This is a genomic window from Chitinophaga sp. LS1, from assembly GCF_034274695.1.
Taxonomy (GTDB): Bacteria; Bacteroidota; Bacteroidia; order Chitinophagales; family Chitinophagaceae; genus Chitinophaga.
Map to the genome: position 1 here is coordinate 6636162 of NZ_CP128362.1, position 11849 is coordinate 6648010.

The 11849-nt window shown below is 40.7% G+C and carries 13 protein-coding genes; 6 read left to right on the forward strand and 7 right to left on the reverse strand.

Features of this window, described 5'->3' with window-relative positions; translation table 11 throughout:
* Nucleotides 1-192 precede the first annotated feature (192 nt).
* Nucleotides 193-1281, reverse strand: coding sequence for a 3-oxoacyl-ACP synthase III family protein (locus tag QQL36_RS27240; RefSeq protein ID WP_083727653.1), 1089 nt, complete (start codon nucleotides 1279-1281; stop codon nucleotides 193-195).
* Nucleotides 1282-1563: 282 nt separating this feature from the next.
* Nucleotides 1564-2376, reverse strand: a complete 813-nt coding sequence (locus QQL36_RS27245) for a helix-turn-helix domain-containing protein (RefSeq protein WP_321567441.1) — start codon at nucleotides 2374-2376, stop codon at nucleotides 1564-1566.
* A 73-nt stretch (nucleotides 2377-2449) separates the two neighbouring features.
* On the opposite strand from QQL36_RS27245, the gene QQL36_RS27250 reads away from it, so the two are divergent.
* Nucleotides 2450-3706, forward strand: coding sequence for a S41 family peptidase (locus QQL36_RS27250; protein ID WP_321567442.1), 1257 nt, complete (start codon nucleotides 2450-2452; stop codon nucleotides 3704-3706).
* A gap of 141 nt (nucleotides 3707-3847) precedes the next feature.
* Here QQL36_RS27250 and QQL36_RS27255 read toward each other — a convergent pair whose 3' ends face one another.
* Nucleotides 3848-5500: a hypothetical protein gene (locus QQL36_RS27255; RefSeq protein WP_321567443.1), complete on the reverse strand. Its 1653-nt coding sequence runs from the start codon at nucleotides 5498-5500 to the stop codon at nucleotides 3848-3850.
* A 42-nt stretch (nucleotides 5501-5542) separates the two neighbouring features.
* Entirely contained in the window at nucleotides 5543-5707 is a 165-nt protein-coding gene (locus QQL36_RS27260; protein ID WP_321567444.1) for a hypothetical protein, read from the reverse strand.
* A 401-nt stretch (nucleotides 5708-6108) separates the two neighbouring features.
* Here QQL36_RS27260 and QQL36_RS27265 point away from each other — a divergent pair, with 401 nt between their 5' ends.
* The 3 genes from QQL36_RS27265 to QQL36_RS27275 all read left to right on the forward strand — a co-directional run bounded on the left by QQL36_RS27265 (nucleotide 6109) and on the right by QQL36_RS27275 (nucleotide 7143).
* The gene (locus QQL36_RS27265; protein WP_320574781.1) at nucleotides 6109-6390 is read left to right on the forward strand and encodes an RNA-binding protein; all 282 of its coding nucleotides are present in this window, start codon (nucleotides 6109-6111) and stop codon (nucleotides 6388-6390) included.
* Nucleotides 6391-6449: 59 nt separating this feature from the next.
* Nucleotides 6450-6716, forward strand: coding sequence for a hypothetical protein (locus tag QQL36_RS27270; protein WP_083727709.1), 267 nt, complete (start codon nucleotides 6450-6452; stop codon nucleotides 6714-6716).
* A 121-nt stretch (nucleotides 6717-6837) separates the two neighbouring features.
* Nucleotides 6838-7143: a hypothetical protein gene (locus QQL36_RS27275; RefSeq protein ID WP_083727659.1), complete on the forward strand. Its 306-nt coding sequence runs from the start codon at nucleotides 6838-6840 to the stop codon at nucleotides 7141-7143.
* Nucleotides 7144-7300: 157 nt separating this feature from the next.
* Here the strand turns inward: QQL36_RS27275 and QQL36_RS27280 are convergent, their stop codons facing one another.
* From QQL36_RS27280 to QQL36_RS27290, 3 genes are all read right to left on the reverse strand, one after another.
* A complete protein-coding gene (locus tag QQL36_RS27280) occupies nucleotides 7301-8029 on the reverse strand; it encodes an acyl-CoA desaturase (RefSeq protein ID WP_083727661.1) in 729 nt (242 codons plus the stop codon).
* A 202-nt stretch (nucleotides 8030-8231) separates the two neighbouring features.
* Nucleotides 8232-8726 carry a 5-(carboxyamino)imidazole ribonucleotide mutase gene (gene purE, locus QQL36_RS27285; RefSeq protein WP_083727663.1) on the reverse strand — a complete coding sequence of 165 codons (495 nt, stop codon included), beginning with the start codon at nucleotides 8724-8726 and terminating at the stop codon, nucleotides 8232-8234.
* Between the two features lie 5 nt (nucleotides 8727-8731).
* Entirely contained in the window at nucleotides 8732-9850 is a 1119-nt protein-coding gene (locus tag QQL36_RS27290; RefSeq protein ID WP_083727665.1) for a 5-(carboxyamino)imidazole ribonucleotide synthase, read from the reverse strand.
* A gap of 388 nt (nucleotides 9851-10238) precedes the next feature.
* Between QQL36_RS27290 and QQL36_RS27295 the strand changes: the two genes are divergently transcribed.
* Both QQL36_RS27295 and QQL36_RS27300 read left to right on the forward strand, forming a co-directional pair.
* Complete coding sequence (locus QQL36_RS27295) at nucleotides 10239-10670, forward strand: hypothetical protein (RefSeq protein WP_321567445.1); 432 nt, start codon at nucleotides 10239-10241, stop codon at nucleotides 10668-10670.
* Nucleotides 10671-10864: 194 nt separating this feature from the next.
* Entirely contained in the window at nucleotides 10865-11806 is a 942-nt protein-coding gene (locus tag QQL36_RS27300; protein ID WP_321567446.1) for a 3',5'-cyclic-nucleotide phosphodiesterase, read from the forward strand.
* Nucleotides 11807-11849 lie beyond the last annotated feature (43 nt).

The window sequence follows — 11849 nt, forward strand, 5'->3', positions numbered from 1 at the left end:
TTTCCCACTCCCCTGATAATAATTTAAATTCTCCCAATCCTTCAGCACCATCACCATTCCTTCAAATTTTTATCGATCAGGTTCTGTGCCTCACATCTTTTGAAGTCACAGCCCCTTATTAATCATCGTTCATGCCCCTTGCTGCAAATCCATGCTGTCATGCCACTATGCTGACGTAATCCTGTCCATCACTTAATAAGGAACACGGTATGCTACAGCATTCATATTAACGCCTGCACCTACTGAGGCAAATACAATATTCGTTCCTTTAGTGACCACCTGATTATCAAACTTACCTTTAATCATCAAATCAAAAAGTGTAGGAAGAGTTGCCACAGAGCTATTGCCCAGCCATGAAATCGTCATCGGCATAATGTCAACAGGTATTTGCTGTTCTTCCCCATATATGCTAAATAGTTCCCTCAGGATTGCTTCATCCATTTTTTCATTAGCCTGGTGAATGAGCAGCTTATCAATGTCTGAAATCGAGAGCGAAGCTTTTTCAAGACAATCTTTAATTGTCAATGGAACTGTTTTCAAAACATTTTCATACAATTTACGCCCGTTCATTTTTAAAAACAGTGCATCACCTTCAAAATCAGGATTGTATGAGCGTCCCATCCCCAGCACGTAAGCCAGATCATCTGTATAAGATTTTGACACATGGGAAAGAATGCCAACCTGAAGCGTGCTATGCTGAGCTTCCAGTATAACAGCACCCGCACCATCCGAATAGATCATACTATCCCTATCATGAGGATCGCAGATCCGGGATAAAGTCTCTGCACCGATCACCATCACACGCTTTGCACTTCCGGATTTTATAAAGAAGTCAGCCTGAATGATACCCTGAAGCCATCCGGCACACCCCCATGTCAAATCATAAGCTACTGTAAGAGGATTAATAATCCCCAGATGATGTTTGACTCTTGATGCTAACGCAGGGACAAAATCACTGCGCCTGTTGTCTGCCTTGATGTCTCCAAAATTATGGGCAACAATAATATAATCCAGGCTTTCCGGGTCAATACCAGATGATTTTAATGCATCTTCTGCAGCCAGTCCTGCGATGTCTGAAGCAACCAGATCATCCGAAACATATCGGCGTTCTCTTATACCGGTAATTTTGCCGAACTGCTGGATGATATCTTTATTTGTCTTCGACAAGGCTGTACCATCTTTGTCGTAAAAAATATGATGTAAGAAATCATCATTTGAGATCCGTAAAGTTGGAATATAGCTGCCGCTACCGATGATTACCGCATTTAGGTATGTATCCATAAATTATTTCTTGATATAATGCGCCCGGATTGCTTGCTATCACTGACCGTCGAATTGATTATTACAATTTAAACAAATGTAATACATTAAAATTTATTTCTTTATATAAGTTTGCTATGAAAGCCACCTTGATTTTTTAAAATCGGTAAGGACTGAATGCGAACAGAACCGTTTAATTACAGGAATTATATGATTCTTATCAACGTGTTCAAAGTACGATAAACAATCAATATATTATCGTTTTTATGCCCTGTTAAATCTACAAATTCAAAATCCCATCCTTTAAATCAGATGTAAGAAATTCTCCGCCAAAGGATCCATCTCACTAAAATACATACCCGGAGATGCTCCTACTATTTTCCTGAAATCTTTATTAAAATGTGCCTGATCACTATATCCCAGATCGAACAATATATCATTGTAATTCATCCTTGTGGACTTATATCGTTTACTAAAGGATTTAATCCTGACAATTCCTGCATACTGCTTAGGACTCATCCCAACAAAATCAACAAACTTTCTCCTGAAATTCCGCTCACTCATCAAATGCGCATGATGCAGTAAACTTACATCCAGGTTCCCCTCAGCCACATGAATATCGCTCACTGCATGTAATATATTATGCTGGTAATGCTCCTGCTGATAATCCCCTATAAATTTCATCAGCAACTTTTCCAGAAAATAATGCCGCTGGATCTCTGAAGGGAAACCTGCCAAACGCTCCAGTAATAAGTAAATATCCTTTCCGAATACATCCCCTGCATCTAAAGTCGACGCCTTTATATGCGCTAAACTATCTTTTATAAACAGATGCGCTGTACCAGGCTGAAAAACAACCCCTACCAGATGCACCTTATCTGCATAACAAAGAAAACTTTTGTCGGGATACAGCCCTGTTAAAGATACCGCCGGCATAAGGTTAAACTTTACTTCATCGCGGGACAAACTGACAGCCTCTCCTAAATTAAAAACCAGGTCCAGTGTACCATCGGGAAGACGGCGGTGAATAGCAATATTACCTTGTACTGCAAGAACAGAGTAAAAACATTGTATATATTTCCCCAGATGTACAGGTCGGGTTTTAACAATACTCATGTAAATTTTGGCCGTTTTTTACAAACGAATATATGCCATTTATATCTAACATTGTCTCCGATAAATGAACATTATGAAGGCTTTAGCGTACCTCTTTTTATTATTCGCGGCACCCGCAATGGCACAGGATCTTGGTAACATTGAAAAATCCAGGATCATCGATTCTATCTCTCAAAAGTTAAAGGCATTGTATGTTTACCCGGAAGTGGCAGAACAAATGTCCAAACAACTACATTCAAATGCAGAAAAAGGGCAATACGCCAAAATAAAAGACCCAAATGCATTTGCAGACCGCCTGACAACCGACCTGTGGGCCGTTTGCCACGACAAACACCTGGGTGTACATTATGATCCCCGGCCTGTTCAGGACCATCCCATTATGGAAGACAATGTAGAACTGGCCAGGTCCAGGAACTTTGGGTTCAAAGAGTTAAAGATCCTTGATGGAAACATTGGCTATCTCAACCTGAGCTATTTTGAAGCAACAGGCAAAGGCGGGGAAACAGCCACCATGGCGATGAACTTTTTGAGTAATGCAGATGCCCTCATCATAGATCTTCGCATGAATGGTGGTGGTTCTACAGATATGGTGCAATTGCTTGCCAGTTACCTATTTGAAGGTGAACCTCAGCCATTGACCGATATTTACTGGCGCCCGACTAATACCCTTATCCAATTTAAGACACTTCCTTATGTGCAGGGTAAACGTATGCCTCACAAAGATGTCTATGTACTGACCAGTCAGAATACGTTTTCTGCCGCAGAAGACTTCTGTTACAGCCTGCAAAATCTGAAACGCATTACCATCATTGGTGAAACGACCGGAGGCGGTGCACATCCTGTAGAAGAAATAGCAGCCAGCGACCACTTCATCATCAGTATTCCGGAAGGTAGGTCTATCAGTACCATTACCAAAACGGACTGGGAAGGTACAGGTGTCAAACCTGATGTGCCAGTCCCTGCAAAGGATGCGTTATTAACTGCCCAGTTAAAAGCCCTGACTAAAGCTCCGGAGGACAATTTTCCGGCTAAATGGGCCCTGATGACTATAAAAGCTAAACTCTCGCCGGTGACGGTATCTTCAGATAGCCTTAAAGTTTATACCGGTACCTACGGAGAAAGGAAAATTTTCATTGAGAACGGACAATTGTATTTAGAGAAAACAGGTGGTGCCAAAAACCATTTAATTCCGATGGATAAGGACTTATTCTCAGTGGAAGACAAGGATTATCTGAGGATTAAATTTGTCCGGAAAGATGCGGTGATCACTGGTTTTACAAGACTTTTTGATGATGGAACAGCAGAACCAGGTGTGAAAGATATTCAATAAGCTTATAGAAAGAGGATGAACTCAAAAATAAATAACCCTCTTCAGAATTGCATAAAGGACTACTTATCTCAATTAGGTAACCGAATAAAACGAGGCCGTATCTTACTTCTGATACGGCCTCTTCCTGCTTCCGGAAAGCGATCAATCATCTTCCAGTTTCAACACAATCGTTCCATGATTAGGTTTAATCCGGTATAAACCACCCATGGTAAGTGTCTCCATTTTACCCTGCGTCACCACCAGATAATAAGTATGACCATCAAATGAATAAGTTGCACGTACACTATCCACCTGTTGAAAAGCTGTTTTCGCTCCTGTAGACACATAAAGATCCAAAAACCAGTTCTCAGTATTATTTTTACCTGTGGTAATTATCAGCTTATTTTCCTGCAGATCGATTTCAAAACTACCATTATTACCCGGCCAGGAAACATGTGCAGTACTTTGTCCTTTATTACTAAATGCCGGATCTCCCCCACTTACCTCCCGCTCATTGCCATCTTTTATTTCCATTAGTCGAAAACCCGCCGGATGATCACGTTCTCCCCATTGAAACCCATCTACTATAGGTAGCGTATAGAAGAAACTCTGATTCACCTTTGTCACACTATTTAAGTATTTATCGGGTACGGCCTCATTAAACAAATGAATATCATCAATGCGCAAATGCCCATTCATCCATAAAAGATTTGCACGGTAAAAACGGCTATTGTACCAAAGGGTTTTCTTATTGCTGGTCCCCAAATCTCTTGTTACGGCAAAGGTGGTTGAAGGGGTTACCTTATACGTTTGCCGGAACCAACGACCTGATTGCGCCATCGTTTCCACCTGTACTTTTCCTTCCTGCTTTAACCGTGCGATGATTGGCAGCTGCATTTCCAGCCCTTTCTGCATAGCTGCCCAGGTAAAAGAATTCTCCTGCCCTGCCTGTGTATAGTTAAAACCCAGCACCGGATCACTGGAAAAAATATCTAAGAACCAGTTCACCCATTGTTCATTGCCACCTGCATATGGGTATACAGGTTCCAGTGTTGTTACCTTACCTCCATCTTCATACTGGCGGATAGGATCACTACCCAACATTCTGAATACAGGCACAGGAAGCTGCTTTTCAGCATGCTGGGCAGGCATATAAGAATTAATGCGACTTGGATAATAAGCCTGGTTCCAGTACCCACCCCAAAGCGTAAATCCATCTGTGCCTACCTGGTCCTTGCAATTGGCCGAAGCCACTATTTTATATTTATCATACATATAACTCAGGGAGTGGGCATCAATCACCCAGGAGGCTACTGATTTTGGATAGTACCCAAATATCTTTTTGAAGTCATTAAAATAAACATCAATAATCTTTTCGCGTTCTTCAGGCGTGTAGCCAACAGAAAAACCTATATCTGAATGCCAATCCCAGGCATATTTTCCTCTCCATTTAATACCTGCTTTTTCTATGAGTGGTTGTGGCAGTTCCCACCAGGCACCAATTTCAAACTGATCTTTGGGAAGGCTTTTAAGTAAACGCTGATAGCGGGGATCTATCAGCGCATCGTATTGAAGTAGAAAGGTGCCTCCGAGATGGTATTGTTTCATCAATGCAACCTGTTTTACGACCGTCTGGTAGAGTACGTCTTCAGTGATAGCAGGATCACGGGGTTCCAGCAACCGGATAAAATTGACGATATTCACAATCCTCCTGGAAGGAGTTACATCCGAATGATATGTTTGCCCATAAAAGGTATTGAATTGGGAAAAAAATAGCAGAAATACTAATAATGTGGAGCGATGACTTATTGGCATAATTGTTTTTTATTAAACATGAAATTCCTGTATACCCTAATTTTAAATCCTTTCATATCGCAGTGCCACACACCCACAATTCAGCGTATTCGATGCTGCCAGTTTTAATCCCAGACCTTCAGGCAGGGACATTTCAGTAAACAAGCGCCGTCCCTCCCCTACGATCACCGGGTGAACAACCATATGGAATTCAATTAGCTTCCGCATGGAATTAAGTTTATTGTGCTCAAATTAGGAAGTTTCAACGAATGAATCTGCACTCAATTTTACACCAGCCAATGGTGCACCTGCATCACCGCATTAACAAATACCGGTGGCGCTGCCTGCACCAGAATTCTGGCTTATCTCATACATTTAAATACAGCTTGTATTTCAAAAAAATATGGGGGGAAATATTTGAATTGCCAGGGAAAAAAGAACGTTATACGCCCCTTTAAATACCCCTTGAAAATAAATAAATTAGGCAGAGAACTATTTAAACCATACCTTTAAGAAGATTACAATTGAGATTTACGCATTAGTAAGCTAGTTTTCTTTACAGCCTTCTTTTTTACCACCTGCATTATTACCTCAATCGATATTTTTCACTGATAAATAAATAGTACAAAATGGATATATACGTGTCCAACCTAAGTCCTTATGTTGTTAATGAGGACCTCACTAACCAGTTTTCCAAATTCGGCACTGTTAGTTCCGCAAATGTGATTATTGATAAATTCACCAATCGCAGCAGGGGATTCGGCTTTATTACCATGCCAGATGATACTGAAGCTGAAAAAGCTATTCAGGAAATGAACGGTGCTTCCATAGATGGAAAGGCAATCACGGCAAGTAAAGCTAAACCCAGGGAAGAAAAACCCGCCAGGTCTAATTACAACAACCGTTGGTAAATAAAAAAATTAATGACGTGAAAGGGCATGTCCCTCTCACGTCATTAAAATACCCAAATATGACAGTAAGCGACATATATGAAAAGTTATATAGCAGAGCTTATTACGACAAAACTGAGAATAATAAATTCAGATTTCTGAATAATTCTCTTTTTATCGACCGCCGTAGTATTGTACCAATTGTCATTCATATGCTGGATGGCATATTCTATATACAGGCATTTAAGCAAATCGCAAATGAAAGTTTGTTTCGTCTTGAGATAAATGAAGATGACATTAAGATATACAGCGCAATAGACGATCACCCTTTATGGACGCTGGAATAATAGATAGATAGTTTGAGCCTACTTACTCCACGGTACATTAATCGACTCCACGACCCTCCCCCACATAAATTTCCAGAAACCAGCCAGGCAAATTAATTGATTTACTTAAAATAAAAAGTCTATGCAAAATAAAGCTGAAAACCTCCTTCATACTTTTGATGAGACAGCATATGTCTCCGTCAACCTGATTTATACAGAATTCCTGAATTCGATAAAATATGTTGACAGAATGAAAAATGAACATACTGTTCAATTGTGGATAGGTCAATATATGGGAAGGTTAAAGCAAGGACTTGAAGGTAAAGCGAAGGAATACATTTCAAGAAACAGAGATATTCCAACAATAGACTGGTTTCAAAAGAAAATAATTTACCTGATCAGTATGCATCTGCAGGAATTTTCACAAATGGTACGATACAATCAATAATATTGAAAGCGATCACAAATCGAAAAAGAATCGTGTATCAAAAAGAAATGATCCTTCTGAGAATCGCTTAAACGGCTAACTGTTTTCATCAGGTAACCGAATAAAAAAGGGCTGTATCGTACGATACGGCCCTTTTTTGCATTATATATACATGAATTTAAGCTCGCGCCAGCTTGATGATCTTGAAATATGCAAACATCTTAATTACATAATACACAGGATCAATTTCAAACCAACGACGGCCAAAATTCACAGAAGCCGGATGTTTATGGTGATTGTTATGATAAGATTCTCCCAACATTAATACATCCACGAACAGTAAATTCATCGATGTATTTTTCAATTTGAAATTAATATACCCATACTTATGTGCAAACCAATTAACGATCGCGCCATGAAAAGCACCCATTGAAACAACAATTGGTAACAGCAAATACTGCCACGGGCTTGTAGCAAACACTATAAAAAACAGGATGTATAGTGCTACCCACATTAATCGTGAAAGTGTTCCATTGGCAAAACGATCCAAACGCTCCCAGGAAGGGACATTTTTTGTGTACCGTTCTTCTACATCCATTTTATGATGTAGGATATGCTGATAGACAGTTCTAGTATGCCACATCATAGCAAATATGTTGGACGAGTTGGATGGCGAATGCGGATCCAAAGGTGTATCTGTATGGGCATGATGTAGTCTGTGCATAACCGCATATGCTCTGGGACTCATGTAAGACGAGCCTTGTGTAACATACGTTAAAATGAAAAAGAATCGTTCCCAGCCTTTACTCATCTCAAAAGCACCATGTGCTGCATACCTATGCTGAAAAAAAGTTTGAGAAAACAACGAAAGGTACCAGATGGAAATAAAAAAAATAAGGATAATCATATTAGAGAATCTTTTCGGAGGACGCTGGAAATAAATCTCAAATATGCGCTGTTGGATAGATGAAAATATGTAGGCGTAATCTAATTAAGTAATTGTGTGAAGTTAACCCTTATAATGTTAAGAAAATCATAATAGATAAAACAGTGATATAAAAAGGGGAAGCCGCTCAAAGAGCGACTTCCCCTTTTTAAAAAACGATCTTCTATTCGCGATCTAAGGTCTCATTTTGCTTAGCGACCTTATCATTATTCTCCTTCTTCAACGCCGCCAGCTTCTCCCTCAGTGTACTATCAGCTGTCGCCAGGATCTGCACCGCCAGTAAACCAGCGTTACGTGCTCCATTCACACTCACCGTCGCTACAGGAATATCACCCGGCATTTGCACGATAGATAACAGGGAATCCCAACCATCCAGGGAGTTGGAAGACTTGATCGGCACACCAACTACAGGCAATGTAGTAATTGCAGCCACCATACCAGGAAGATGTGCGGCACCGCCAGCTCCTGCAATGATCACCTTCAAACCACGCTCTTCAGCGGTAGTTGCGTACTCAAACATTTTTTGGGGGGTGCGGTGTGCAGACACGACGTTAAACTCATATCCTACATCGAATTTCTTTAACACCTCTATTGCCTGACGCATAATAGGCGCATCGGAACTACTGCCCATAATAATGCCTACTTCTACCTGTTTCATATTTATTAATTTAAAATTTTCCGAATAGTTTCAGCTTTTGACGATATGTCTTCCATTGTGCTGCCTGTGATGGTAATATGCCCTACTTTCCTGCCTAACCTGCTACCCTTTTTGCCATACCAGTGAAGATGTGCCCCCGGGATGTCCAACAGGAGCGTGAATTTCTCCTCCCTGTTAGCAGACAGTGCAGCCGTTTCCAGTATATTCAACATCATAGAAGGCAAATGCAGTGCTGTGTCACCAAGTGGCAACCCTAATATCGCCCGGAGCAGTTGCTCGTATTGTGATGTAGTACTGGCTTCAATCGTGTGATGACCACTGTTGTGAGGTCTTGGTGCCAGTTCATTCACTAAGATCTGGTTATCTTTTGTGACAAACATTTCTACAGCAAGAATACCAACCAGGTTAAGCGCATTGGCTATATTTTCAGCGAGGGTGTTGGCTTTCTCCTGTAAGCCTTCCGCTAACTGAGCAGGTGCTACCTGCGACTCAAGTACGAATTTCTCTTCGGAAAACACCATCATCACAGGGTCATAGCATTTTACAGCGCCATGCTCATTTCGTGCTACGATTACAGCGATTTCGTGTTTAATATCCACCAACTCTTCCAGCACACTCGGCACGTCAAAAGCATTGGCAATATCTGCAGCTGTCTTCAACACCATTACGCCATAACCGTCGTACCCATCGCGTCGTTTTTTAAGACAACCCGGTAATTTATTTTCGAGATTGTTAAGATCATTTTTGCCTTCAACAGCCACACCTGGCACCACTGGTATACTGTGTGACAGGAGAAACTGCTTCTGGGTATATTTATCCTGGATCACTTGAATAGTATCAGGAGATGGAAATACCTTTTTCCCTTGCTTTTCCAGTTCGCGTAAGGCGTCTATATTGACCGCTTCCATTTCGATAGTGATCACATCAAGCCCTTTGCCGAATGCCAGCACATCTTCATAAGATTTTGGATCGCCAATGGTAAAAGAAGAAGTATAACGGGAACAAGACGCGTTTGCATCTTTATCCAACACCGAAACGCTGAGGCCGAGATCGATGGCATGCCGTAAAAGCATCCCTCCCAGCTGACCGCCTCCTAATATTCCTATTTTCAAATTTTCAAGCATAATCTTCAATTGGGATGCAAAGGTATAAAACTATTGCAAATGATCGTAATAGCATTGAATGCCCACGAAATACCCGGATGTAAAAAATCGTGCAAACACCCTATCTGCAGGCCTTTTACCCTATAAGGCAATAATTAACCCAAATCCCCTTACTAAACCTTTTTGGGAAATAACCCTAAATTCTCTTTTATATCTCCGAAATTCATATTAATATTACATATTATATAATAATCCCTATTCAACTGTAAGCGGACAATATTGCCACCAGGTGGTAGTGGCGGTACACCTTCCGGGATATGAAACGGTGAAGGAGCTGCATATTACATAAATAAAAAAACAGCAGAACCAGCTGGTACAATGATCAGGCAAGATATCCTATCTTTGCCCGATGTTTGGGATATTAGATAAATACAAAACACAGCAACATTTCTTCCTCACGCCAGAAAAAGATCTACAGACAGTATGTAATGCGCCTGCTGATAAAAGTGGGGTATACGTAGTCTATGCATTGAAAAAAGGAAGAGTAGAGCTGATCTACATCGGAAATGCCGGAAAAATTGAAAAAGATGGTACCCTCTCTAATAAAAAGGGAGGATTGAAAGATGAAATAATCGATAGCCCACAGTTTGGTAAAACACCTGCACATATTGCCTGGAAAAAACAGATGATCCGGGAAAATATTGAAGCATTAAATATATACTGGTACGTAACCTACGATACCGACGTTAAAGATTGCCCGGAAGTTTTAAAACGGAACTTACTGAGGCAACACCTGGATATCTTTGGGATATTCCCGAAGTGGAATAAAGCCGTCTCTTAAATATGAACTTTATCATCCTGCAAAAGTAAAAACAGCAGATGAAACGGGTATACCCTCCTTCACACTGAAACCATTGCCGGCAACAGGCCTTATTTGGAAAAGATACTCAAAACTATGAATGGAAAACAGCTCTTGATTTTGCAATAGAATTGAACTGGGAGCATCTCATTCCATCATTAGAAAAATAATCGTTGATGAAAAATATCTTAACAATAGCAGGTATCCTACTTTGTCAATTTTCATACGCGCAAACTTCGTTCAAAGTGATACCACTGGGGGTGAAAGGAGGTACTGATGAAAGCAATCTTTCTGCTTATATGATCGCTCCGCAGGGAAGTGAAGATTATGTATGCCTGGATGCGGGCACTGTGCACTACGGTATTCAAAAAGCCATACAGGCGAAACTATTGCATGGCACTGCTGCTGAGGTGTTGAGGCAAAATGTAAAAGGATTTCTGATCTCCCATGGTCATCTTGATCATCTGGCGGGTATGATCATCAATTCACCGGATGATAGTACGAAGAATATTTATGGGTTAGATTATTGTCTGGATATATTAAAAGATAAATATTTCTCCTGGAAAAGCTGGGCAAATTTTGCTAATGAAGGCGAGAAACCGGCACTTGGTAAATATCACTATACAGTACTGACTCCAGGCACCGAAGCACCTTTGCAAAACACAGCTATGCAGGTCACGGCTTTTTCGCTCAGTCATTCTAATCCTTACCAAAGTACGGCATTCCTGGTTCGGCATGAAGAAGCTTATATACTTTATTTGGGTGATACTGGCGCAGATTCAGTTGAACATTCTGATAAACTACACCTGCTATGGGTAGAGGTAGCTCCCTTGTTGAAAGCAAAAAAGCTAAAGGCTATTTTTATAGAGGTGTCTTTTGATAATCAGCAACCGGATAAACAATTGTTCGGCCATCTTACCCCACACTGGCTGATGTTGGAATTACAGGATTTAGCGTCTCTTGCAGGAACGGAGGAGTTGAAGGGGTTTCCGGTGGTGATCACGCATATCAAACCGGGTGGTAATCGTGAGCAACTGATACGGGAGCAATTAAAGGCGTATAATCCTTTGCAGGTTAAACTGATTGTTCCTGAGCAGGCTAAGTTAATTAAGCTGTAAGGCCTTTATCAACTAGTCAAATATGCAGACATTCTAATTCAAT